We start from the raw sequence: 23,802 nt of genomic DNA on the forward strand, positions 1-23,802 counted from the left end.
TTGAAAGCTGAGCATCTGATATCCGGACAATCCGCGGAACAGCTAGCGGAAAAGCATCTTCGACAACAGGGTTTGACGTTGCTGACCCGCAATTTCAGCTGCCGATTTGGTGAAATCGACCTGATCTGTCAGGACCAACTTGAGCTGGTCTTTGTCGAAGTTCGTTACCGTCGCGGCCAGCGTTTTGGTACGGCCGCAGAAACTGTTACCATTCGTAAGCAGCAAAAACTGATTAAAGCGGCACAGCATTATCTGGCCGCCCACCCCGAACATCAGCGCAAAACGATGCGATTCGATGTCATCGGGATCGATTCTGCACAGCATATTGAGTGGATAAAAGGAGCATTCTTGAGCTGATGAACCCTCAGGAATTGATTGTTGAACAAATCGGCGCCGCGCTGGAAACCTTCCATATGGCCGCTGAATCCCTCTCGGAACTGCTGGAGCAGACCGCCGATGCAGTGACAGAGTGCCTGTTACAGGATGGCAAAATTGTCGTGGGAGGCATGGGAGCTTCTGGCGCCACCGGGGCCATTTTCACAGCAGGAATGCAAAGCTGTTTCGAGCGAGACCGTCCCAGCCTTCCTGCCATCATGCTCAGTAACGATGGCATCATCACCAGTGCGATCGCTCACGACTCCGGCCCGGCGGACATCTATGCCCGCCAGGTCCGTTCAATCTGTCATGCGCCCGATATTCTGCTGATCCTGTCATCGAACGGCAACGCGTCTGCATTAATCAAGGCGATACAAGCCGCTCACGATCAGGGTGTCTGCGTGGTTGCCCTAACCGGCGGAAACGGTGGAGATGTTGCCTCTGTTCTGGAAGGTGACGATATCGAACTCAGAGTGGAGTACGATCGACCCGGTCATGTGCAACTGGCCCACCACCTGATACTCAACTGCCTTGTTGAGCTGGTCGAAAACTCAATTTTTGGACACGAACTATGACAACCCGAGCATTGATAACCGCATCCATTCTCAGTATTGGCCTGTTGTTAAGCAGTTGTGCCACCATTACCGGCTCCGTCACTGATGAACCAATTGAGCCAGACCCGGAAGGCCGGACCATGGGCGAAGTCATCGATGATAAAAATCTGCGCACCCGACTGCAGGTGAATCTGGAAAAACTGGACAGCCGATACGCTGAGGCGAATGTTGAAATTCACGTCAATGCCGGGCTGGTGTTGCTTGTGGGCCAGGTACCCACGCCGGAACTTGTGCGTCAGGCCACTACATTGCTGAAAAACGATCCACAGGTTAACGCCATCCACAATCACCTCACGGCCGAACCTAATATCAGCACCGGCCTGAAAGCCAATGACCGTTGGTTGGCCATCAAAACGCGCTCGCGCATGTTCACCACCGATTACTTCCCGTCGTCCAAAATAGAAATCGTGGTGCAAAAAGGCATTGTGTACCTAATGGGGAGAGTCACGGAAGATACGGCAGAAGAGGCCGTTCGCATTGCCTCGGAGGTTAACGGCGTGCAAAAGGTTGTCATGGTGTTCCAAATCATTTCTTGATCCATATCAGAGCAAATTCCGCCTCCCCTTCTACGCTTAATCCAAGAGGTGCTCATAACATCTCAGCCCATGACCGGGAAGCATTCATCATCTCCGGACCGGTCATGATTCGACTGACTCCGCCAAAGGAGGGAGATCAATGTTTGAACACAAGCACATCATCGTATTGCTGGATCCGGCCGAGGAAAGCGCCGCCGCCGTTGAAAAGGCCGCAACACTGGCTCAACTCTCGGACAGCAAACTGACGCTGTTCAGCTCCGGTTATGACGGAGCGCTGAACTCCATCCATCCGCATTCAGAAAACGCCCGGGATTCCTACTTATCAAGACTACTCGACGGCCTTGAAACCCTGGCAGACACGGCCCGCAGTAAAAACATTCAGGTTTCGACGGAGGCCGTTTGGGATAAGCATGCCGGCACCGCCATGCTCAACTACTTGTCAGGCAATCCGGCCGATCTGGTGGTTAAAGCGACCCACCATCAAAACGTCATTCAGCGCACCTTCTTCAGTCAGACCGACTGGGAGCTGATCCGTCATTGCCCGGTGCCCCTGCTACTGACCAAAGCCACCGCCTGGCACGATAATATTACCCTGACCGCAGCGGTCGATCCGGTTCGGACCAACGACAAACCGGATTTTCTGGACGACCATATCATTCAGTGCGGAACCGAAATGCGCAGCTTGCTGAACGCTAAACTGCAGCTGCTGCATGTATACGACCCAACCCCCTTGATGATCTATCTCGACCAGCCCGCCATCAACTCGACCGATATTGGTGAAGAAATCCGGGTTCAACATCAGGAAGCGCTGGTCGAGTTAGCACAGAGTAAAGGCATCGACAAAGCCGATGCACGGCTGGAAATGGGCTCACCCGTGCAGGTAATACCGGATTATCTCTACGAGTACGACATCGACATCGTGATCATGGGTGCCGTCTCCCGGTCAGGCCTTGAACGCTGGCTATTAGGACACACCGCTGAAAAAGTACTGGATCGAATCACCGTCGATATTCTGATCGCCAAATAAACTTCATGGGCCGGCAACGGCCCGTTTCAGTTCTCCTCTGTTGCTTTTTTCACAAAACTACTTTGATTTCCGTTGTCTGCGGTGCAATACCGGTCCTTTCTGACATACAATCCCGCCATGACACAGACCACCATTCAGGACACCATGGACACACTCGAGCTTCCAAAACTAAAGCGCGCGCAGGGCGAGGTCACCATTCCCGGCTCCAAAAGCCTGTCTAACCGTATTCTGCTGCTGGCCGCCCTCTGTCGCGGCACGACGACCATCACCAACCTGCTGGACAGCGATGATGTCCGCCACATGCTGACCGCGCTGAAGCAGCTGGGTGTATCCTACACACTCAGCGACGATCGAACATATTGCACGCTCGAAGGCAAAGGCGGTCCGTTGGCCACTGGCCAGGATATCAGCTTGTTTTTGGGCAATGCGGGGACCGCCATGAGACCATTAGCTGCCGCACTGTGCATCGGTCAGGGAACGTTCCATCTGACGGGTGAAGAACGTATGTTCGAACGTCCCATTGGCGACTTGATCGAAGCGATGCGCCCTCTGGGCATTGACGTAAATTACGACGGCGAACCCGGCTATCCGCCCTTAACCATTCGCGCCCAATCGCTTAAGGCCGCAAAACTGCAGATCGATGGCAGCATTTCAAGCCAGTTTCTGACAGCGTTGTTAATGGCAGCCCCACTGCTTAAGTCGCGCATTGACATTGAGGTGATCGGTGAGCTGGTGTCAAAGCCCTATATCGATATTACCCTGGACGTCATGGCCCGCTTCGGCGTGACCGTCGAAAACCACAATTATCAGACCTTTACCGTACCTGCCGACCAGCAATATCAGTCTCCTGGTCGCATTCAGGTTGAAGGTGATGCCAGCAGCGCCAGTTACTTTCTGGCTGCCGGTGCTATTGGGCAGGGGCCGGTCAGGGTTCATGGCACCGGAACCGCATCGGTGCAGGGCGATGTACGCTTTGCTGAAGTATTGGAACAGATGGGTGCCAACGTTAACTGGTCTGAGCACTGGATCGAGGTCTCTGCATCGCAACGGCTGCAAGCCGTCGATCTTGACCTGAACCATATTCCCGACGCAGCGATGACCATTGCGGTCGCGGCGCTGTTCGCTGACGGTACCACCCGCATTCGAAACATCTACAACTGGCGGGTGAAAGAAACAGACCGCATTCACGCGATGGCTGCTGAACTGCGCAAGCTCGGTGCCGAGGTTGAGGAAGGCGACGACTACCTTCAGATCACCCCACCGGAAACGCTGACGCCGGCGGCGATAGACACCTACAACGACCACCGGATCGCCATGTGCTTTTCATTAGCTGCGTTCGGCACCGATGGATTGGTGATCAATGATCCCGGTTGCACGGCCAAAACCTTCCCGGACTATTTTGACCGCTTCGCCAGTATTACCGACCAATAGGTCACTGGCATGTGAACACTGAACCGATATAATGCAGCAGATTTTATCAGACGCTCTCAGGAGACCGACAATATGAGCTACAACCAGATCCCCGCTGGCAAGGATGTTCCGAACGACGTATACGTGGTTATCGAAATCCCGGCCAATCACGATCCGATCAAGTACGAAATTGAGAAAGACTACGATGCCCTGATGGTTGACCGGTTTATGGCAACGCCAATGTTTTATCCGGCTAACTACGGCTACATCCCGAACACTCTGGCGGACGATGGCGATGCGGTTGACGTACTGGTTGTCACTCCTTACCCGGTCGTTCCCGGTTCAGTCATCCGTGCGCGTCCGGTCGGTGTACTGGAAATGACCGATGAAGCCGGTTCTGACGCGAAAGTCATTGCGGTACCACACGATAAACTGACAACCCTGTACAAAGACGTTAAAGAAGCTACCGACCTGCCAGCACTGCTGCTGGAGCAGATCAAGCACTTCTTCGAGAACTACAAAGATCTTGAAACCGGCAAATGGGTAAAAGTGGACGGTTGGGCCGATGCTGAAAAAGCTCGCCAGATCATCACCGAGTCCTTCGATGCGGCTAAAAAATAAGCGATCGATTGGATAACAAAAAAAGGGAGCCATCGGCTCCCTTTTTTATTGGCTGACGCATTGTTTAGCCGTTTTCCAGCAACTCGCGCAGGTCGATAATTGCGGCATTTGCGCGCGAGATGTAGTTTGCCATGACCAGCGAATGATTCGGCAGCATACTGAAACCACCGCCATTCAAAATGAAAGGTGACCAGATCCCGGACTGGGTCGCTTCCAGTTCACGAATAATCTGCTGCAAGCTGACCAACGCATTTTTATCCTCCAGGACAGAAGCAAAATCAACTTCAACAGCTTTCAATATATGAATCAACGCCCAACTTGATCCACGCGCTTCAAAAAACACATTATCAACCTGGAACCGTGGCGTTTTTACCTGCTGTTGGTTTGCAGCCGGCGTGGATTGTTCAGCACCGCTGTCACCAGACAAATCCGTGTTGTATCGATGTTGACCAACCGATGCACTGAGCCGCTGTGACAGCGATCCTAAACGGGTTTCGACATCCCGCAACCAGCTGGACAGGTTATCAGAGCGAGCATAGAACTGTGCCTGCCCTTGAGCCGGGTCGGCCAATCGCTCCAGATAATCGTCGATGTGCCGTATGGCTGTCCGGTATTCGCCTTCAGTCGACGGCAACATCCAGCTGTTATGATCAAAATGCAGTAATGGCTCAGCTTTCGCCAGCGACGGATCTTCGGTCGATTGCGATTGCGAACGACTCATGTCTTTACGCAAGGCCCGGGACAGATCCCGAAGCTGAATGACCACGCCAAACTCCCAGCTAGGCATGTTATCGAGGATAATGGACGGTGGCGTGACATCGTTCGACAAGTATCCACCTGGCTTGGTCAACAACGTATTTGTCAGGTCACGCAAGGTATAGGCTGTGGTATAGCCAACAACGGCCTGGCGTCCGGATGCCTGAGCCCCCTGCTCAGCCCGGATAACCACGTCATGCAAACCGGGTTCCTGGCTCCAATAGATGCCCAACGCTGTCCAAACGACCACCAGAGTTCCGAGCAAAACGGCCGTCCAGGTCTTCCAGGGACGCTTTTTACCGTTTTCCGATTCCTTGAACGAGCCTCGTTCACGGAGGCCATTCCACATTCTCATGAACTTTGCTTTGATCATCCTGAATCACTCCTGAAACTATGCCGGTGAGACTAGCCCGACCGGTACTCAATGCCAATAGCCCAAGCGTCATAAGTGCGTCACCCGTCGGATAAAATTGCTGGCGCTGATTCCTGAATCGCCCCAATCGACCACCCATACGCGATTTTATGAACATTTTTCACAACTCAAATGCGCCGTTCGAGTTGTCAGGAAAACTTATCCTAATTATCGTGTCCTGATAGTTGCTATTTCGCTGAATTTCGCGACAAATATGTCAACTTCAATTTTTTTCAGGTGAACTATGGCAAAGCTTCTGCTGCTGAACGGACCCAATCTGAACCTCCTCGGGCAGCGCGAACCCGACATATACGGCCACGAAACGCTGTCAGATATAGAACGGAACGCTCAGGAAAAGGCAGCAACACTCGGGCATCAACTCGATTACCTGCAGAGTAACCATGAAGGGGTTCTGGTGGATCGTATCCATCAGACGCTGACCGACGGTACCGACATGATTCTGTTCAACCCGGGCGCTTTCACACACACCAGCATCGCTCTGCGCGATGCACTGGCGGGTGTAAAACGGCCGTTTATTGAACTGCACCTGTCAAACGTACACGCACGCGAAGACTTTCGCCATCACTCCTATCTTGCCCCATTGGCAGTCGGAGTCATCGCCGGATTCGGATCAAACAGTTATGCGCTTGCCATCGAGGCAGCGGATCACTATTTAAAGAAATAAACCATCTATCAGACTGAGGGTTAACTCAATGGACATTCGTAAAGTTAAAAAACTGATTGAATTGCTGGAAGAATCCAATATCGACGAAATCGAGATTGCTGAAGGAGAAGAGTCGATTCGCATCAGTCGAACTTCACGAATTACTGCGCCTGCCGCACCGGCGCATTACGCCGTACCTGCAGCAGCACCCGTTTCAGCGCCAGCGCCGGCGCCGGCACAGGCACCTGCCGCGCCCGCAGAACCGGCCGCACCAGCCGCTCCGGCGGATCATGCCGTTAAATCGCCAATGGTCGGTACTTTTTATCGATCACCGTCGCCAACCAGCGGCCCCTTCGTCGAAGTGGGTCAGAAAGTCAGTGCCGGCGACACCATTTGCATTGTTGAAGCCATGAAAATGATGAATCAGATTGAAGCGGATAAGAGCGGCACCATCACCGCTATTCTGGTCGAAAACGGCGAGCCGGTTGAGTTTGACCAGCCGCTTGTGACCATCGCCTAAGCGGGGACCGACATGCTGAATAAAGTACTGATCGCAAATCGCGGTGAGATCGCACTGCGGATTCTCCGGGCGTGCAAAGAGTTAGGCATTAAAACCGTCGCAGTCCATTCGACGGCAGACCGCGAACTCAAGCACGTCAAACTGGCAGACGAAGCCGTATGCATCGGGCCCGCCTCCTCAACAGAGAGTTACCTGAACATTCCGGCCATCATTGCCGCCGCTGAGGTCACCGATGCGGATGCTATCCACCCCGGATATGGCTTCCTGGCGGAACGAGCCGATTTCGCCGAACAGATCGAAAAGTCTGGCTTCAAGTTCATTGGCCCCACGGCGGATGTCATCCGTTTGATGGGCGATAAGGTATCGGCCATTGAGGCGATGAAAAAAGCCGGCGTCCCAACGGTACCGGGCTCTGACGGCCCGGTTCCGAAAGATCCGACACGATGCAAGGAAATCGCTCAACGTATTGGCTACCCCGTCATCATCAAAGCCGCTGCCGGCGGTGGTGGTCGCGGTATGCGAGTGGTCCATGAAGAAAAGGACCTGATCGGGTCAATAGAAGTCACTCAGTCTGAAGCCGCATCCGCTTTTGGCGATGGCACGGTTTATATGGAGAAATTCCTGACCAATCCGCGCCACGTCGAAATTCAGGTGATCGCCGATGGCCAGGGCAATGCCATTCATTTGGGCGATCGGGATTGCTCGCTGCAGCGTCGACACCAGAAAGTACTGGAAGAAGCACCGGCTCCACATATTGATCCGGATGCACGAGCCAAGGTTCAGGAAGCTTGCGTGAATGCCTGCATCAATATTCATTACCGCGGCGCAGGCACCTTCGAGTTCCTGTACGAGGATGGGCATTTCTACTTTATTGAAATGAACACCCGTGTGCAGGTTGAGCACCCCGTTTCTGAAATGGTTACCGGCGTTGATATCATCAAAGAACAGCTGATCATCGCATCCGGCATGCCACTGTCACTGAAACAGGAAGACATAAAGATTGTCGGTCATGCTTTTGAATGCCGTATCAACGCGGAAGATCCTTCGACCTTTATGCCCAGCCCCGGCCGAATTACGCAATTTCATTCACCCGGCGGTCTTGGCGTCCGGTGGGACTCTCATATCTACAGTGGGTACACCGTACCACCGTTCTATGACTCGATGATCGGCAAACTGATCACCTTTGCACCGACACGGGCGGAAGCGCTGCTGCGCATGAGTTCGGCATTGGATGAACTGGTCGTGAATGGCATTAAAACCAACACCGACCTGCAAAAACGCTTGGTACAGGATCCACAGTTCGCGAAAGGTGGCGTCAACATCCATTACCTTGAGAAAAAACTCGCAGACGAACAGTGAGTTCCCTTGCCCCTCTCTCGTTTTGAGAGGGGCAAACCCCTTACCCATCAAGTATACTCTCCCGACTTTCATCAACAGTCGTAGATGCCATGCCCTGGTTACAAATCCGAATCCCAACCGTACCTGAACACACTGAAACCCTCGAAGACGCCCTACTGGTTGCCGGTTGCCAGGCCGTCACCCTACTGGATACCGCTGACAAACCGGTTTTTGAGCCCATCCGCGGAACCACGCCCTTATGGGAACACACAACCGTCCAGGGTTTGTTTGAACATTCCGTTTCAGCCGACGCGTTGGTTCAGGAAATCACACAGCTGGCAGAGAGCGAACACCTGAACATCGGTGACATCAGTACAGAGATCCTTGAAGACAAGGACTGGGAGCGCGAGTGGATGGACAACTTCCAACCCATTCCCTGCGGCGACCGTCTGTGCATTGTACCTTCTTGGTTAGAGGTTTCTTCTGATCACGAGGTCAACCTTCGCCTGGACCCCGGTCTGGCGTTTGGCACCGGGACCCACCCAACCACATTTCTGTGCCTGCGTTGGTTGAGTGCGTTAGAGACACCGCCAAAACAGGTCCTCGATTTTGGTTGCGGCTCTGGCATTCTCGGATTGGCATCCTTATTACTCGGTGCCAACCATATGGATGGTATCGACATTGATCCACAAGCGATTACGGCGACCCGTAACAATGCCGAACTGAACCAGATCAGCCCGGATCGCTATCGGGTAACCACGGATACGTCTGTTCTGGACGACCAATACGACCTGGTCCTCGCCAACATCCTCGCCGGAACCCTCTGTGATCTCAAAGACTCTATAATCGAACGATTAAGCCCGAACGGCCATCTGGTTCTTTCCGGCATACTGGAACACCAGGCCGCCGAGGTACAACGCGCCTATGACGCGCAGATTGCTTTTTCAGAACCTGAGGTTCAGGATGGCTGGGTCTGCCTGAGCGGAAAGCGCCGACAATAATTCATTTTGGTAAGACAATTGCTTTCACTTGAGAGCTTTCTTAAACTTCGCTTGATAAGCTTATAATTTATAACGGATCGGGCCCGACGGGGCCTTACGTTACAGCATGGACTGCCAGGACAAATCGACCCATGGCCGAATCATTTATTACACGCTGCCCTCATTGCGGCACTTCATTTCGCGTCAGAAATGAGCAACTGTCCGTCGCCAACGGCTCTGTCCGCTGTGGTGCCTGCCTGCAGGTTTTCAGTGCCCGGAACCATGTGGTCACCACGTCAATCCCCGCGCAACAGCCGGTAAAGCCGGGAACACAGTCCAAGTCGCCTCAAACACCTAAACCAGCGGCCAAGCGACCGGCTCAGAGTGCCCCCAAGAAAGCGTCAGCTGCTGCGAAACCGAAGGCACCACCGCCTTCGCCCAAACCAACACAGGAAGATTTTCGGTTCGTTGCAGACGACGATGACGATGCTGAGTTTCTGTTTTCGGATGCCGACGACGAAGATTTCATCTTCGATGACAATGCCGACAGTTCCCTGTTTGATGATGACGAGGACAAAGATGACGGTCTGGGTGAGCTCTCCGATAGCTTCCTGAGCCTGAACAGTGATAGCCCATCAAAGCGGAACACGGACCATTTTCAGCAGGAATCTCAAGCGCTGGAAGAAGAGTTTCTCGACGACCCGGAAGAAAATGACGAGAGCTGGGCTGAGTCCATGCTCGAAGAAATTGAAAAGGAAGACCGGATCTCAACCCGACCAAAGGCCGACTTCAGTCAGACTCAGAACCATCAGGAGAACGCCTTCGATCTGCATGCACAGGCCCCGCAGCAGCGAACACAATCGCGCATGCAATCCGAGTTCGAACGAGAACTCAACATTGGTGACTTTGACACCGGATCAACCGCCTCTCGCGTCGTTAACCGAGCCAGTCAGGAGATTGAACTCGACTTCCACATGGAAGAGCGACTGCATCGCTTACGACCATTGGGATGGCTCCTGATCGCACTGCTGCTTGTTCTGCTGGCCATTCAGGTCGCCTGGGCGTTCCGGGAACCTTATGCACGAATGGATCAATGGCGCGGCCTCTACCAGACCGGCTGTGACCTGGTTGGCTGTACACTCCCAGAACAGGTCGATCTGGAGTCGATACGCTCTTCCGTACTGGTCAGGGATCATAAGGACTCGCAACTTAACGATGTGCAAATGGTCGATGTGGTTCTCACCAACCGCGCGCCTTTTAAACAGCCATTCCCGCAAATCATCATGCGCTATACCGACGTCAATGGGCAGTTGGTCGCCGATCAGTTACTGATGCCGGAAAACTATCTCAAAGGGGAAATGACCGGGGTGCGGCTAATGCCAATGAACACCCGGGTTTATATCTCCTTTCCTATTCAACGACCGCCAGCCAATGCGGTCAATTATCAGCTGGTTTTGCAGCGTAACGGCGGCTGAGTCTCAGACGAAAAGATTATCTAAAACCCTGTATTCATTGCTTTTTTTCACTAATGAAGCAGGGTTTTCGGTCGCTGACCAATTGGTTAGAAATTTCAGTCAAAAAAAGTTCATTTTCCTTTCTGTCAAGCTTTCAATAGCGGCAATTCCCCGCTATTATTTCGCGCCCTTGAGCTGAGCAATTTTTAATCGATCTGACGTGTTTTCCATCGGACCTTACAGCATTACTGAAAAAACCGTTCTGGCACCGATGGCCGGCGTGACCGATCAACCGTTTCGCAAGCTCTGTCGATCGCTTGGTGCCGGATTGGTGGTCTCTGAGATGGTGACCAGCGACAAACGCCTCTGGAAGACAAACAAGTCCCGATGGCGACTGGACCACTCTGGAGAAGCAGAACCGATCAGCGTGCAGATCGCCGGAGGCGATGCGCAGATGCTGGCCGAAGCAGCCAAGACCAATGCCGAGTTCGGTGCTCAGGTTATCGACATCAACATGGGCTGCCCAGCCAAAAAAGTCTGTAACAAGGCTGCGGGTTCTGCCCTGATGAAAGATGAACGGTTAGTGCACGAAATCCTGACGGCGGTCACCGCGGCAGTTTCCGTTCCGGTTACACTAAAAATTCGTACCGGTTGGGATCGACAGTCAAAGAACGCGATTGCGATCGCCCGAATGGCCGAAGATGCTGGCATTGCATTGCTGTCCGTTCATGGCCGTACACGGGCGGATGCGTATCGTGGCGATGCCGAATACGACACCATTGCCCGGGTCAAAGAAGCTGTGTCCATTCCGGTGTTGGCCAATGGTGATATTGACCATCCGGAAAAAGCGGCCCAGGTCTTGCGAGACACCGGTGCCGATGGCGTCATGATCGGCCGCGCGGCTCAGGGGAATCCGTGGATTTTCCGCGAAATAAATCATTATCTGAAAACCGGCGAGTGCCTGGCACCACCGGCTTTCGAAGAAGTTCAGACAACGCTGCTTAATCATTTGTCGGCGTTGTATCAGTTTTATGGCGACTATATGGGGCTGCGTATCGCCCGTAAGCACCTGGGGTGGTACTTCACGGCTCAGGGTGTCGCAAAAACTGAATACCGACATATACATCAGTTGGACAGCAGTCAGGCACAGTTGTCCGCTGTACAACAGCTTTTAGACACGATAGACACCATTAAGGATACCGCTGCATGAACTACGAACCCGTTGCACCGATGACTGAAACCAAAGAAACGCTCCAAGTACAGGCAGCCTCGGAAAATCCCCAGACGCTTCGTGACAGCGTTGAAATTGCCATGCGCAATTATTTCGCCAACCTCGATGGCCAGGATGTGACCAACGTCCACCAAATGGTTCTGACCGAGGTGGAAGCGCCGATGCTGGAGGCGGTCATGCGTTATTGCCGCGACAACCAAACCAAGGCCAGTAAAGTGCTCGGATTGAACCGAGGTACACTGCGCAAAAAGCTGAAGCAGTACGGCTTACTGTAACCAGCAGACAAAGGCGACTTCGGTCGCCTTTGTCATTTCTGTCATCCGGAAACTGACCAACCAATCAAACTACACTTTGCAACCACCACTGAGGACATCATGAGCCAGACCGCTTCTGTGATCGCCCCGAAACGCGCCCTGATCAGTGTTTCAGACAAAACCGGTATCGTAGATTTTGCCAAAGCCCTGAGCCAGCGCGGCGTCAGCCTGATTTCAACCGGCGGCACTTTCCGCCTGCTCCGGGAACATAACATTGAAGTGACGGAAGTATCCGCCGTGACTCAGTTCCCTGAAATGATGGATGGTCGCGTCAAAACCCTTCATCCGCTCATTCACGGCGGCATTCTCGGTCGACGCGGTGTCGATGATGCGATCATGCAAGAACACGGAATCGACGGGATCGATCTCGTGATCGTTAACCTCTACCCTTTTGCGCAGACTATCGCTAACCCCGAGTGCACGCTGGCGGACGCGATTGAGAACATCGATATTGGTGGGCCAACGATGGTTCGCTCAGCTGCTAAAAACCACAAAGACGTTGCTATTGTGGTCAACAGCGATCGGTATTCCAGTCTGATCGAACAATGGGATCAGGAAGGCGGACTGAACGCTGAAACCCGCTTTTCTCTGGCTCGGGAGGCATTTGAACACACCGCCGCTTATGACGGCATGATCGCGAACTACCTTGGCAGCGTACCGGCAACAACCTCCGCTGACAGCGTGCCTGAGAAATCGGAGTTTCCGAGCACATATAACAGTCAGTTTGTGTTGAAAGATGTCATGAGATACGGCGAAAACCCGCACCAAAAAGCAGCCTTCTACGTCGAACGTCAGGTTGCTGAAGCCGGCATCTCAACCATTACCACGCTGCAGGGTAAAGCCCTCAGCTACAACAACATTGCCGATACCGATGCAGCGCTCGAATGCGTCAAATCGTTCGCGGAACCAGCCTGCGTCATTGTTAAGCATGCCAATCCCTGCGGTGTGGCCACCGGTGCCAACCTGACTGAAGCCTACCAGCGAGCGTTTTCGGTTGATCCAACCTCAGCCTTTGGTGGCATCATCGCCTTTAACCGCGAACTGGATGCCGACACCGCCGAAACCATCATCGGCAAACAGTTTGTTGAAGTGATCATTGCTCCGAGCATCAGTAAAGGTGCTGCCGAAGTGGCGGCCCAGAAACCCAACGTTCGCTTGTTAGCGTGCGGCGAATGGGATTCTTCAGTCCCGGCGCATGACTTTAAGCGCGTCAATGGTGGACTGCTGGTGCAGGATCGGGATCTCGGTATGATCACGGCGGATGATTTAAAAATTGTCACCAAAGCAAAACCGACAGACGCTCAAATCGACGATTTACTGTTTGCCTGGAAAGTCGCAAAGTTTGTGAAGTCCAACGCCATCGTTTACGCCAAAAACGGCATCACCACGGGTATTGGAGCCGGACAGATGAGTCGCGTTTACAGTGCGGTCATTGCTGGTATCAAGGCACGCGATGAAGGCATCGACATCGTAGGTTCGGCAATGGCTTCAGAAGCGTTTCTGCCTTTCCGGGATGGCCTGGATCAGGCGGCCGAAATGGGTGTCTCGTGCGTTATTCAGCCCGGAGGCAGTATGCGAGATGACGAAGTCATCGCCGCGGCCGATGAGCATGGCATCGCCATGGTCTTCACCGGCATGCGCCATTTCCGCCACTAATAAAAGGACTGACTGATGAATATTCTGATTATCGGCAATGGCGGTCGTGAACATGCCCTGGCCTGGAAAACCGCTCAGGCTGAGACCGTTGAACGCGTCTTTGTCGCCCCCGGCAACGCTGGCACTGCGACAGAGAGCGGCGTCGAGAATGTCGACATTGACGCGCTGGACTTTCCCGCGCTGGCCAGCTTTGCCAAAGCCAACCAGGTGGCGTTGACCATCGTCGGCCCGGAAGCACCGTTGGTTGAAGGCGTGGTCGATCATTTTGAAGCCGAAGGTTTGGCCATCTTTGGCCCGACACGAGCAGCCGCTCAACTTGAAGGCTCCAAAGCCTTTACCAAGGATTTCCTCGCACGCCATCAGATTCCAACCGCGTTTTATGGTGTATTCACCGACGAAAATGAAGCCATTGCCTACATTCGAGAAAAGGGCGCGCCCATTGTCGTGAAAGCTGATGGTCTCGCTGCCGGCAAGGGCGTGATTCTGGCTCAGACTGAACAAGAAGCCGAGGAAGCGGTACGCGACATGCTGTCAGGCAATCGCTTTGGCGACGCCGGCGCGCGCGTTGTTGTCGAACAGTTTCTGACCGGCGAAGAAGCCAGCTTTATCGTCATGGTCGACGGTGAAGATGTGCTGCCGCTGGCAACCTCGCAAGATCATAAAGCCCGGGACAATGGCGACACCGGCCCCAACACCGGCGGCATGGGAGCATACTCTCCAGCCCCGGTGGTCACCGATACCATGCACCGTCGGATCATGGATGAAGTGATTCTGCCGACTGTCAAAGGCATGCAAGCGGAAGGCAATCGCTATCGAGGTTTCCTGTATGCAGGCATTATGGTGGGCGACGACGGCGTCCCCTATGTACTCGAATACAACTGCCGCTTCGGCGACCCGGAAACCCAACCCATCATGATGAGACTGCAGTCGAACCTGGCTGAGCTGTGCCTGAGCGCAGTCAACGGTCAGCTGGCCCAGCAGTCGGCAGACTGGAGTCCGCAAGCCGCTATCGGCGTTGTTATGGCAGCCGGTGGCTATCCCTTTGACTATCGCAAAGGGGATGTCATCAACGGTATTGACGCGGCTGAAACTCATGGCGCGAAAGTCTTTCAGGCGGGCACCGCCCGCAACACTGATGGCCAACTGGTCACTCATGGCGGACGCGTCTTGTGTGTTACAGCCCTCGGCGAGGATGTGAAGGCGGCACAACAGGCAGCCTATGACGCCGTGTCTGACATCCAATGGCAGGATGCTTATTTCCGTACTGACATTGGTCACCGGGCGATCAACCGCTAATCGCCACGTTAACCCGATGTCGGTGAAACTCAGACAAACGTTTCACCGACATCGGTGGCTCGCTATACTATCCGGTTGATGACCACAGAACGATCAGAATACGGGATTTCACGATGCGCGCGCTGCTGCTGACAATACTGTTCTTCCATTCCATGGCAGCGCAGGGCTTTGAGACCATCCTGGTCAATGAAAACTATCTGAACCTTTCAATCACAGAGTACAGTGATTACCTGTCGCCGACAGAGGATAATCTGTCCATTCTGGAGGTTACCAAAGCCGGCGTCGCCCGACAGTTCACACCGGTGCACAGTGACGCATTAAAGTTCAATCAACTCAGCGACAGTACCTGGTTGACCTTTGCGGTTAACAACCCGACCGGTCGCCAGGTTCGCCTGTTTCTGAACATTGAGGCGCCGTTTCTGACCAGGGCAGAACTGTATGCCAACCTGAGCGACAGCAGCGGCTACTCACTGGTCGCCACCGGCGCGGAAACAGCCTACCAACAACGGCCTTTTCAGATGGGGCGATATGTCTTGCCGGTCACTCTGAATACCGGTCTGCAACAGCTTTATCTCAACATCCAACCAAACCTTGCCACCAACATGCAGATACATCTGCTCGATGAAAACACGCTATTGGCTCAGAACCGGCAAGCTTTGGTCATGCGCACCCTTCAAACCAGCATTTTACTGGCCATTATCGGCGTGTGTTTGGTGGCCTACCTGCGCTACCGGATTCCTCTGTCGTTGTGGACGGCCCTCACGGTCACCGGATTTATGATCAATACCGTTGGCTGGAACGGCAGTATCACCTGGCTGTTGAGCGGCATTCCTTTCGTCGAAGTCATTGCTATTAACGCCGGTGCCTTTCTGATGATCCTCGGATTATCCCGCGTCCTGTTACTGATCCGATCCGAGAGTTACAGCAGCTGGTTAACTGATGCATTAATCTGGGTCGGCCGCCTGTTTATAGTCCTGTCGCTTTTAGCGTTATCACCGTTAGCGAGTCGGTTTCTGCCCATTCAGATTATCCTGCTCCCAGTCGCCTTAACCATTTTTTCGCTGTACTCATTTGAGCATCGCCCCAGCACCCTGTCTGAACGAATAGCTCTGGCAGGCCTCCTCGTCGTGATTATCTACGTCAGCATTACCACACTGGCTCTGCTCGGACTGATTTCGGCATTTACGCTGTTCCGTTTCATCATCGCCGTACTGGCGATCACCGCCGCATCCTTGCTTACCTGGGCAGGCTGGATTGCCGCCAGAGCAAAAGGCACACGCAGAGCTGTAGAAGGATTGACGCTGCCCGATGTCCATTGGCCGCTGTTGCGTAAAATCAACCATGAAATGCGCGGTCCGATCAACGGTGTCATGGGTATGACCGAGCTGCTGCAGGATACTTCGCTGTCAGCTCATCAACAGGAATACGTTAACACCATCCAAACCGCCGGGTTCTCGCTGTTGCGAGAAGCCGATCAGCTGCAGAACCTGATCCGCATCGGGCTTAACCGATTACCCGACAGCGAAGACGAGTTTGATCTTTATGATCTTATTGAAGACACCGTTCAGCCATTCTCTCGCGTCGCTCACAGTAAAAAGCTGGAACTGGTTCTGGATATTGCCCCCGACATCCCGCCGCATTATCGCGGCAATGCTCACATCATCGGCCAGATTTTATCCAACCTGCTGGACAATGCACTCAAGTTTACCGAGCACGGCGAAGTACTGGTTCAGGTGAAGCCCTGGCAGCACGGGCGTGTTCGTTTTGCCATTACCGATACCGGTCCTGGCATCGCCAATGATCTGAAAACTCAACTGTTCAACTTTCCAGACCCCAACAATGCGCAACAGCAACTGCCCAAAGACGTCCGTTTGGGATTGCCCATCAGCCGCTACTTAGTCGGCCTGCTCGGCGGACAACTGACGTTCAGCAGCGAGTTACGAATGGGTACAACCTTCTGGGTCGATCTGCCGCTACTGCCTGTGCGCCATACCGAACCACAAACTCAGGGTCATTCTGGACTGGGCATTGACGATCTTCGTCTGATGGTGGTTGATGACAACCTGACCTGCCGAAAAGTGATTGAGCATCTGGCGATGAACTGGAACGCGGAAGTCCTCAGTATGAGTAACGGCCAATCCGCACTGGCCAATCTGCACAATCAGTTTCACAAAGGCGAACCGGTCGACGTTCTGATTCTCGATCAAAACATGCCATCCATGAATGGCTTTGAGCTGGCGCAGCGTATTCGCCAGGACAGTGGATTGAACAAAGACATCGTGATCCTGATGATGACCGGGGCTGATGACGTGGTCAGCCTTTCCGACGGAGGCGATACCGGCATTGAGTACGTGCTGTCTAAACCGGTCTCTGCCCGCGCCCTGCGTCAGACTTTAAACCTCGCGATGCCCGCCATTCGCCGTAACCGGGAAAAACAACATGCAACGAAATCTCTCTTTTTCTGACCGTCTGTTGTCACACGCCAACAACGCCCTTAAAACCCTGACTCCGGGGGCAGTTAAAGCCGCACAGCCAAGCCCGGCGGCTGAACTGCCATCCGGCGAAGCACTGGATCAAGCCAGGCGTCAGCACATCGCGCGCTTAATGCGGATTAACCATACCGGCGAAGTATGCGCTCAGGGGTTATACCAGGGTCAGTCGTTAACGGCACGACTGCCGGACATCCGTGCCTCTATGGAAGCCGCCTCTGAAGAAGAGTTTGACCATCTGGTTTGGTGCGAAGACCGGATCAAAGAACTCGGAGGTCGCACCAGCTACCTGAACCCGGGCTTTTACACCCTATCGTACGTCCTGGGCGCTCTGGCCGGCGCGGCCGGAGACAAATGGTCTCTGGGGTTTGTGGCGGCCACCGAAGATCAGGTCAGCCTGCATTTAAAAGATCATCTGGATCAGATCGACCAAGACGATGCCCGCTCAAGTGCCATCCTTCAACAAATGCTCGATGATGAAGAACGGCACGCAAAAAACGCATTGGACGCCGGGGGCGTAGCGTTTCCGGGCTGGGTGAAATCCGCCATGACCGTCATTTCAAAAGCCATGACGAAAACGACTTACCGGGTCTGAAGACCGACCTCATTCGTCTTCATCACCGGCACCGTCGTCGAGCCCAAGCTCTTTGATTTTCCGGGTCAGGGTGTTTCGTCCCCAACCAAGCAGCTCAGCGGCATCACGACGACGCCCCGCCGTATGCTTCAGAGCGGTTTCAATCATGACCCGCTCAAACGCCGGTACGGCAATATCCAGTATCCGGCTCTCACCCCGGGTCAACTCGCGATCGGTCCAGTTACGCAGGGACTGCTCCCAGTTTTCATGACCACCACCAGAGCCGGTTTCTTCGATCAGTTCCGGGGGCAAATCGCTGACCAGTACTTCCCGGCCTGACGCCATGACGGTGATCCAACGACAGATATTTTCCAACTGTCGGACGTTGCCCGGCCAGGGCAAACGGGTCAGGTACGCAGCCGTATCCTGACGTAACGTCTTCGGCTCCACACCCAGTTCTTTGGCTGCTTTCAGCAGGAAGAACTCCAGCAACTTCGGAATATCTTCACGACGGTCGGACAGTTTTGGAATATGAATGCGAATCACGTTCAGGCGGTGGAATAAATCTTCCCGGAAGCGCCCTTCTTCGACCAACTTTTCCAGATTCTGGTGTGTTGCCGCGATGATCCGGACATCGACATTAATTGAAGTATGGCCACCGACCCGATAGAACTCGCCATCGGCCAGCACCCTCAGCAACCGGGTTTGTGTCTCCGCCGGCATGTCACCAATTTCGTCTAAAAACAAAGTGCCGCCGTCGGCCTGTTCGAACCGCCCACGACGCTGATTCTGCGCACCGGTGAAGGCGCCTTTTTCATGACCGAACAGTTCGGACTCCATCAGATCACGAGGGATCGCAGCCATGTTCAACGCAATAAAAGGAAAATCCCGACGCGGTGAATGCCGATGCAGTGCCTGCGCAACCAGTTCTTTACCAGTGCCCGACTCGCCATTGATCAAAACCGTAATGTTGGATTGCGACAACCGGCCAATGGCGCGGAAGACTTCCTGCATCGCCGGTGCTTCACCGATGATTTCAGTCTGGGTTTGCGCCACGGGCACTTCTTGTGCCGGCATCTGTTTAGCCCGATGTTCCAAAGCTCGGTCAACCAATGCCAACGCTTCATCAACGTCGAAAGGTTTCGGCAGATACTCAAACGCGCCGCCCTGAAAAGACGCCACAGCACTGTCCAGGTCAGAGTGCGCGGTCATGATAATGACCGGAATTTCAGGATGCTCTGTCTGAATACGCTGCAATAACTCCAGACCGTCCATTCCATCCATGCGAACATCACTGATAATGACATCTGGAGTCTGATGCGACAGTTTACGCAACAGACTTTCTCCGCTCTCATAGACGGTACAGTGGTAACCCTGTTTGGACAATGCTCGATCCAACACCCATCGGATAGACCGATCATCGTCCACAACCCAGATGTCCTTCGAATTAGACATTCGCTGCCTCCAGAGGAAAATAAACACTGAACGTTGTGCATCCGGGGTCACTGTTGCATTCGACCATCCCGTGATGCAGCTCAACAAACTGCTGTACTATCGATAACCCCAAGCCGGTTCCGGATGCCCGACCGGAAATCATGGGGTAAAAAATCTTTTCCAGAAGATCCCGATCAATCCCCGGACCGTTATCAATGATGTCCACCCGCACCACCAGACGGTGACGCTGTTGACGAATGGTAAACTGGCGAACCGATCGGGTTTTAAAGGTCAGCTTGGCGTCACTCTGACCACTTTCGGTGAGCGCCTGCAGCGCATTGCGACTGATGTTCAAAAACACCTGAATGAGCTGAGCCTCGTCCCCGCTCATTGGCGGAATCGACGGATCGTAATCACGTTGCAAGTTAATCCGTGAACCGGCTTCGGCTTTCATGAGTGAAAACACACGCTCTAAAACCTGATGAACATTCAGCGACCGGAACTCCGGTAACTGATGACTGCCCAACAGCCGATCGACCAGATTGCGTAACCGATCGGCTTCTTCGATGATGACCCGGGTGTACTCCTGTAACTCATCACCCGGCAACTCCGAAGCCAGTAATTGCGCGGCCCCACGAATACCGCCTAACGGATTTTTAATTTCATGCGCCAGGCCCCGAACCAGATGCCGACTGGTTTCTGATTGATCGACACGGCCTTCATCACGCGAGATGCGTACAGCCCTGTCCGCCGGGACCATTTCAACGATGATGTGCAAATGCCCCCGGTCCATGTAAGGACTGACGATGTAATCCAGCGTCAGATTCTCCCCATAAACCAGTCGCCAATGCGCCGCTCGCACGGAAACGGATGCTCCTTCTGCAATCGCCGTATTGAGCACTTGACTGACATCATCCGGCTGAACAAAAAGATGCTCAAAGGATTGCCCGATCAACTGTTTTTCCGAGCGCACCAACAGCAACTCAGCTGATGAGTTCAGATGTTCAACATGCAACTCCGCATCGAGAACGACCACAGCAGTAAACTGATGATCGAGTATCCGACGGAATGCATTCTCTTGATCGTTCAACCTGATTACCCTTTTCTTTGTTCAACGCCCTGACGCAAGAAACAGGCCATCGATGACAGGTGTCGGGACATTTCGTTTGAAAGTAGCTGATCAATCTGCACCACCGATGGACACTTGGTTTTGCCCAAACCAACCCGCCTGCACAATCACAGTGCCAAACACGACTGATCGCACCAAATTAAAACACAATGGCAAATATAAGCACTATTATAGTGCAATGGGCGATTACTGATGAATCACATGAACAGGCGGATGCCATTGTCTGGCGGAAAGACAACGACAAAACACGGTAAACAGAGGAGGAAGTGTAGGCAGATCCGATGCTGAATCAGCACCGGATCAGTCATCCGGCTTATTCGGCCTTATAGGCGATAAAGAAGCCAGAATGCGGGGTCAATCGAATATAGCCTTTTTCAGACATTCGAGATTCCAGAGCCGGGCGAATCACGTCCAGATGCTCTCGTACCCACGGGGCCAGCAGGCCTTTCATGGTTTTCATCAGATACGCAATAACCGGCTCAACCGAGTTAACATGCAGATTGTTGTCGTACTCGTATTGATCGACATGGGCGAAGGCTTGCATTAACAGCTGTGCGCCGTTGTCCAGCCCAAAGCGGTCCGCCCAGCGCTCGGATCCCCACGGCAAATCCTGATGATACTGACGTAACAGCATCGCCAGTTCACCCAGGTGATCCGCGCCGATGGTCGAGCAAATGAGCATGCCGCCGGGACGTAAGACCCGGTGAATATCCGCAATGACCCGGTTCACATCCTGAGCGTAATAGAGATTGTGGTTTGCCAGAACGATATCAAACGACTGGTCTTGATAGGGTAAACGATTAAAATCAACCGCTTCAAAGGTCAAACCACCGGTCAGATCTGCCACCGGTTCGAGCTGAGCCCGGGCTGATGCCAGTACCTCTTCCGAGATGTCCGTCAAGGTCAGATTGCACCCCGGCCAACGGGCTAACAGATCGCGCCAGATTTTCCCGTTACCAGCCCCCAGTTCGAGAACGTCTTTGTCTGCACAGGCCGGCAAGATACCCGCGAGCCATTGAAAAAACGTCTGTTTTCCAGTCGAGTAGTCATACAGCCGGACCCGGGTCTGAATCTCATCTTCGATATGCTCAGAAGTGTGTTCCATTCAATATGCCCTCTTTACTAGACCAGTTTCATTTCATCAATCACAACGGTGCAAAATACTCATCGTGACTCAATCAGAAGGAGACGAGGCGTTTTCGGCTAGCAAACGCGTCAGCACCTCAGACTGACAGTCAGGAGACAATGACAGAGGAACTCCGTCTGTCATCAGCAGCGACATCATACGACGCGCCACACCTCGCCGACGAGTGGCCGGGTGCACCGCCAGCGACCGCAATTGGCGGCCTTCCAGCAGAGCGAAGCCAACCACGCGCTCATTAAACCACGCCAGATACAGACAGCCATCCGACGGCGACTGAAGCCAGCGTTGCAGCCCGGCCACCGCGGCATGAGAGTCAGGCAAATCTTTCACCACAGAGGTCAAAATACCGGCATCAATCTCGTGGTCAGTATCGACCTGTGTCAGAGTGATCGGCATTGGACTGTGCTCTCCGGGTGGTTTGGCGGTCAGCATACTTATATAATCCGTTCCGGCAAGTGGATTTGTCAGCCTTAAGCCTAAACCAAACCGCAGTCATAGAGAGAATTATATGAGTCGCCAGGCGTCTGTCGAACGCAACACGAACGAAACGAGAATCAAGGTCTCCGTCAATCTGGACGGAACCGGCAAAGCCAACCTTAATTCTTCCATGCCTTTTCTGGACCATATGCTGGACCAGATTGCCCGGCACGGCCTGATCGACCTCGATGTCCATTGCGACGGTGACAATCACATCGATGACCACCACAGCGCGGAAGATGTCGGCATCACCCTCGGCCAGGCGTTTGCAAAAGCTGTCGGAGATAAAAAAGGGCTGACCCGTTACGGACACAGCTATGTGCCACTGGACGAAGCCCTGTCACGGGTAGTCATCGACTTTTCCGGCCGGCCAGGGCTTGAGTTTGATTGTGAGTTTCGCCGTGCGTCCATCGGCCAGTTCGATGTGGATCTGTTTTTTGAATTTTTCCAGGGCTTCGTCAACCATGCACTGGTCACCCTGCACATTGATAATCTGAAAGGTCGCAATGCCCACCATCAGGCTGAAACCATATTCAAAGCTTTTGGTCGCGCCCTGCGCATGGCTCTGACCATTGATGAACGACAGGCCGGGACCATCCCGTCCACCAAAGGGTCTCTCTGACCCTTAACAATTCTCAAGTAAACCAACAGGCCGAACCTTCGGCCTGCTTTTGGAGAGTGCCAATTGAGTAAGCACCTGCTAACTATTATTGACTACGGTATGGGCAACCTGCATTCAGTTGCCAAAGCGTTTGAACACGTTGCCGATAATTTTCAGATTGAAGTGACGTCTGATCGAGCGAGGATTGCCGAAGCTGATCACGTTGTCTTACCGGGCGTCGGTGCCATTCGCGATTGTATGGCTGAAATTCGTAAACAAGGCGTCGATACGGTCGTCGCGGAAAATTTGTCCGCGGGCAAACCCTTTCTGGGCATCTGTGTCGGTATGCAGGCCCTGATGAAACACAGCGATGAGAACAACGGAGTGGCCTGTTTGGGGCATTTTGACGGCGCTGTTCGCCAGTTCCCGAAAGACCTGACCGATGCGCACCAACTGCCGATGAAAGTGCCGCACATGGGCTGGAACAACGTCGAGCAAACTGTTGAACACCCACTTTGGCACGGCATCGTCAGCGACAGTCGCTTCTATTTTGTACACAGCTTCTATGTTGAACCACACGCCGATTACACTGCGGGCCGTTGCCAATACGGGCCAGAGTTTGCTGCGATGATTTATCGGGACAACCTGTTCGCAACGCAGTTTCACCCCGAAAAAAGTCACACCAGTGGTTTACAGCTTCTTAAAAACTTTACGCGCTGGAATGGTGCGCTCTGATTACCGATTAAGGGA

At 53.5% G+C, this 23,802-nt stretch carries 24 protein-coding genes; 19 read left to right on the forward strand and 5 right to left on the reverse strand.

Annotated elements, in window-relative coordinates:
- From MED297_RS18020 to ppa, 6 genes are all read left to right on the forward strand, one after another.
- Complete coding sequence (locus MED297_RS18020) at window positions 1-357, forward strand: YraN family protein (protein WP_008047497.1); 357 nt, start codon at window positions 1-3, stop codon at window positions 355-357.
- On the forward strand, window positions 357-950 hold the full coding sequence (locus MED297_RS18025) for a D-sedoheptulose-7-phosphate isomerase (RefSeq protein ID WP_008047500.1): 594 nt from the start codon (window positions 357-359) through the stop codon (window positions 948-950). The genes MED297_RS18020 and MED297_RS18025 overlap by 1 nt, the downstream gene beginning before the upstream one ends.
- Window positions 947-1,525, forward strand: a complete 579-nt coding sequence (locus MED297_RS18030; protein WP_008047502.1) for a BON domain-containing protein — start codon at window positions 947-949, stop codon at window positions 1,523-1,525. The genes MED297_RS18025 and MED297_RS18030 overlap by 4 nt, the downstream gene beginning before the upstream one ends.
- Window positions 1,526-1,664: 139 nt before the next feature.
- Window positions 1,665-2,552, forward strand: a complete 888-nt coding sequence (locus MED297_RS18035; protein WP_008047504.1) for a universal stress protein — start codon at window positions 1,665-1,667, stop codon at window positions 2,550-2,552.
- Window positions 2,553-2,696: 144 nt separating this feature from the next.
- Window positions 2,697-3,983 carry a 3-phosphoshikimate 1-carboxyvinyltransferase gene (aroA, locus tag MED297_RS18040; RefSeq protein WP_040557662.1) on the forward strand — a complete coding sequence of 429 codons (1,287 nt, stop codon included), beginning with the start codon at window positions 2,697-2,699 and terminating at the stop codon, window positions 3,981-3,983.
- Window positions 3,984-4,055: 72 nt separating this feature from the next.
- Window positions 4,056-4,583 carry an inorganic diphosphatase gene (ppa, locus tag MED297_RS18045; protein ID WP_008047506.1) on the forward strand — a complete coding sequence of 176 codons (528 nt, stop codon included), beginning with the start codon at window positions 4,056-4,058 and terminating at the stop codon, window positions 4,581-4,583.
- A gap of 64 nt (window positions 4,584-4,647) precedes the next feature.
- Here the strand turns inward: ppa and MED297_RS18050 are convergent, their stop codons facing one another.
- The gene (locus tag MED297_RS18050) at window positions 4,648-5,712 is read right to left on the reverse strand and encodes a DUF2333 family protein (RefSeq protein ID WP_040557609.1); all 1,065 of its coding nucleotides are present in this window, start codon (window positions 5,710-5,712) and stop codon (window positions 4,648-4,650) included.
- Window positions 5,713-5,995: 283 nt separating this feature from the next.
- Here MED297_RS18050 and aroQ point away from each other — a divergent pair, with 283 nt between their 5' ends.
- The 11 genes from aroQ (at window position 5,996) to coq7 (ending at window position 18,288) form a co-directional block, all read left to right on the forward strand.
- The gene (gene aroQ, locus MED297_RS18055) at window positions 5,996-6,436 is read left to right on the forward strand and encodes a type II 3-dehydroquinate dehydratase (protein ID WP_008047508.1); all 441 of its coding nucleotides are present in this window, start codon (window positions 5,996-5,998) and stop codon (window positions 6,434-6,436) included.
- Window positions 6,437-6,464: 28 nt separating this feature from the next.
- Window positions 6,465-6,935 (forward strand): acetyl-CoA carboxylase biotin carboxyl carrier protein, encoded by a 471-nt coding sequence (gene accB, locus MED297_RS18060; protein ID WP_008047509.1) that lies wholly within the window; start codon window positions 6,465-6,467, stop codon window positions 6,933-6,935.
- A 12-nt stretch (window positions 6,936-6,947) separates the two neighbouring features.
- The gene (accC, locus tag MED297_RS18065; protein WP_008047511.1) at window positions 6,948-8,294 is read left to right on the forward strand and encodes an acetyl-CoA carboxylase biotin carboxylase subunit; all 1,347 of its coding nucleotides are present in this window, start codon (window positions 6,948-6,950) and stop codon (window positions 8,292-8,294) included.
- 89 nt (window positions 8,295-8,383) lie between these two features.
- A complete protein-coding gene (gene prmA / locus MED297_RS18070) occupies window positions 8,384-9,274 on the forward strand; it encodes a 50S ribosomal protein L11 methyltransferase (protein ID WP_008047513.1) in 891 nt (296 codons plus the stop codon).
- 131 nt (window positions 9,275-9,405) lie between these two features.
- Window positions 9,406-10,728 carry a DUF3426 domain-containing protein gene (locus MED297_RS18075; protein WP_008047514.1) on the forward strand — a complete coding sequence of 441 codons (1,323 nt, stop codon included), beginning with the start codon at window positions 9,406-9,408 and terminating at the stop codon, window positions 10,726-10,728.
- Window positions 10,729-10,927: 199 nt separating this feature from the next.
- Window positions 10,928-11,917, forward strand: a complete 990-nt coding sequence (dusB, locus tag MED297_RS18080; protein ID WP_008047518.1) for a tRNA dihydrouridine synthase DusB — start codon at window positions 10,928-10,930, stop codon at window positions 11,915-11,917.
- Window positions 11,914-12,213: a DNA-binding transcriptional regulator Fis gene (gene fis, locus MED297_RS18085; protein WP_008047520.1), complete on the forward strand. Its 300-nt coding sequence runs from the start codon at window positions 11,914-11,916 to the stop codon at window positions 12,211-12,213. The genes dusB and fis overlap by 4 nt, the downstream gene beginning before the upstream one ends.
- Window positions 12,214-12,312: 99 nt before the next feature.
- Window positions 12,313-13,908, forward strand: coding sequence for a bifunctional phosphoribosylaminoimidazolecarboxamide formyltransferase/IMP cyclohydrolase (purH, locus tag MED297_RS18090; protein ID WP_008047522.1), 1,596 nt, complete (start codon window positions 12,313-12,315; stop codon window positions 13,906-13,908).
- Window positions 13,909-13,923: 15 nt separating this feature from the next.
- Entirely contained in the window at window positions 13,924-15,204 is a 1,281-nt protein-coding gene (purD, locus tag MED297_RS18095) for a phosphoribosylamine--glycine ligase (protein ID WP_008047524.1), read from the forward strand.
- Between the two features lie 113 nt (window positions 15,205-15,317).
- Complete coding sequence (locus MED297_RS18100) at window positions 15,318-17,669, forward strand: hybrid sensor histidine kinase/response regulator (protein WP_008047525.1); 2,352 nt, start codon at window positions 15,318-15,320, stop codon at window positions 17,667-17,669.
- Complete coding sequence (gene coq7 / locus MED297_RS18105) at window positions 17,644-18,288, forward strand: 2-polyprenyl-3-methyl-6-methoxy-1,4-benzoquinone monooxygenase (protein ID WP_008047527.1); 645 nt, start codon at window positions 17,644-17,646, stop codon at window positions 18,286-18,288. Before MED297_RS18100 ends, coq7 begins: the two co-directional genes overlap by 26 nt.
- Window positions 18,289-18,297: 9 nt before the next feature.
- On the opposite strand, the gene glnG is transcribed toward coq7, so the two are convergent.
- The 4 genes from glnG to MED297_RS18125 all read right to left on the reverse strand — a co-directional run bounded on the left by glnG (window position 18,298) and on the right by MED297_RS18125 (window position 22,406).
- Complete coding sequence (gene glnG, locus MED297_RS18110) at window positions 18,298-19,722, reverse strand: nitrogen regulation protein NR(I) (protein WP_008047529.1); 1,425 nt, start codon at window positions 19,720-19,722, stop codon at window positions 18,298-18,300.
- On the reverse strand, window positions 19,715-20,791 hold the full coding sequence (gene glnL / locus MED297_RS18115; protein ID WP_008047531.1) for a nitrogen regulation protein NR(II): 1,077 nt from the start codon (window positions 20,789-20,791) through the stop codon (window positions 19,715-19,717). Before glnL ends, glnG begins: the two co-directional genes overlap by 8 nt.
- A gap of 352 nt (window positions 20,792-21,143) precedes the next feature.
- Entirely contained in the window at window positions 21,144-21,935 is a 792-nt protein-coding gene (locus MED297_RS18120; protein WP_008047533.1) for a class I SAM-dependent methyltransferase, read from the reverse strand.
- A 69-nt stretch (window positions 21,936-22,004) separates the two neighbouring features.
- Complete coding sequence (locus MED297_RS18125) at window positions 22,005-22,406, reverse strand: GNAT family N-acetyltransferase (protein ID WP_008047536.1); 402 nt, start codon at window positions 22,404-22,406, stop codon at window positions 22,005-22,007.
- Window positions 22,407-22,482: 76 nt separating this feature from the next.
- Between MED297_RS18125 and hisB the strand changes: the two genes are divergently transcribed.
- Both hisB and hisH read left to right on the forward strand, forming a co-directional pair.
- Complete coding sequence (hisB, locus tag MED297_RS18130; RefSeq protein WP_008047538.1) at window positions 22,483-23,073, forward strand: imidazoleglycerol-phosphate dehydratase HisB; 591 nt, start codon at window positions 22,483-22,485, stop codon at window positions 23,071-23,073.
- Window positions 23,074-23,136: 63 nt separating this feature from the next.
- Window positions 23,137-23,787 carry an imidazole glycerol phosphate synthase subunit HisH gene (gene hisH / locus MED297_RS18135; RefSeq protein ID WP_083779482.1) on the forward strand — a complete coding sequence of 217 codons (651 nt, stop codon included), beginning with the start codon at window positions 23,137-23,139 and terminating at the stop codon, window positions 23,785-23,787.
- Window positions 23,788-23,802: the final 15 nt, after the last annotated feature.

Source organism: Reinekea blandensis MED297 (assembly GCF_000153185.1).
GTDB classification, from domain to species: domain Bacteria; phylum Pseudomonadota; class Gammaproteobacteria; order Pseudomonadales; family Natronospirillaceae; genus Reinekea; species Reinekea blandensis.

Bases quoted from the DNA above. Each gene is read 5' to 3' on its own strand.
- aroQ (WP_008047508.1), top strand. From the start codon at position 5,996: ATGGCAAAGCTTCTGCTGCTGAACGGACCCAATCTGAACCTCCTCGGG.
- accC (WP_008047511.1), top strand. From the start codon at position 6,948: ATGCTGAATAAAGTACTGATCGCAAATCGCGGTGAGATCGCACTGCGG.
- purH (WP_008047522.1), top strand. From the start codon at position 12,313: ATGAGCCAGACCGCTTCTGTGATCGCCCCGAAACGCGCCCTGATCAGT.
- MED297_RS18120 (WP_008047533.1), bottom strand. From the start codon at position 21,935: ATGGAACACACTTCTGAGCATATCGAAGATGAGATTCAGACCCGGGTC.
- glnG (WP_008047529.1), bottom strand. From the start codon at position 19,722: ATGTCTAATTCGAAGGACATCTGGGTTGTGGACGATGATCGGTCTATC.
- MED297_RS18030 (WP_008047502.1), top strand. From the start codon at position 947: ATGACAACCCGAGCATTGATAACCGCATCCATTCTCAGTATTGGCCTG.
- prmA (WP_008047513.1), top strand. From the start codon at position 8,384: ATGCCCTGGTTACAAATCCGAATCCCAACCGTACCTGAACACACTGAA.
- fis (WP_008047520.1), top strand. From the start codon at position 11,914: ATGAACTACGAACCCGTTGCACCGATGACTGAAACCAAAGAAACGCTC.
- aroA (WP_040557662.1), top strand. From the start codon at position 2,697: ATGGACACACTCGAGCTTCCAAAACTAAAGCGCGCGCAGGGCGAGGTC.
- coq7 (WP_008047527.1), top strand. From the start codon at position 17,644: ATGCAACGAAATCTCTCTTTTTCTGACCGTCTGTTGTCACACGCCAAC.
- purD (WP_008047524.1), top strand. From the start codon at position 13,924: ATGAATATTCTGATTATCGGCAATGGCGGTCGTGAACATGCCCTGGCC.
- MED297_RS18025 (WP_008047500.1), top strand. From the start codon at position 357: ATGAACCCTCAGGAATTGATTGTTGAACAAATCGGCGCCGCGCTGGAA.
- MED297_RS18125 (WP_008047536.1), bottom strand. From the start codon at position 22,406: ATGCTGACCGCCAAACCACCCGGAGAGCACAGTCCAATGCCGATCACT.
- accB (WP_008047509.1), top strand. From the start codon at position 6,465: ATGGACATTCGTAAAGTTAAAAAACTGATTGAATTGCTGGAAGAATCC.
- hisB (WP_008047538.1), top strand. From the start codon at position 22,483: ATGAGTCGCCAGGCGTCTGTCGAACGCAACACGAACGAAACGAGAATC.
- MED297_RS18035 (WP_008047504.1), top strand. From the start codon at position 1,665: ATGTTTGAACACAAGCACATCATCGTATTGCTGGATCCGGCCGAGGAA.
- MED297_RS18050 (WP_040557609.1), bottom strand. From the start codon at position 5,712: ATGATCAAAGCAAAGTTCATGAGAATGTGGAATGGCCTCCGTGAACGA.
- MED297_RS18075 (WP_008047514.1), top strand. From the start codon at position 9,406: ATGGCCGAATCATTTATTACACGCTGCCCTCATTGCGGCACTTCATTT.
- ppa (WP_008047506.1), top strand. From the start codon at position 4,056: ATGAGCTACAACCAGATCCCCGCTGGCAAGGATGTTCCGAACGACGTA.
- MED297_RS18100 (WP_008047525.1), top strand. From the start codon at position 15,318: ATGCGCGCGCTGCTGCTGACAATACTGTTCTTCCATTCCATGGCAGCG.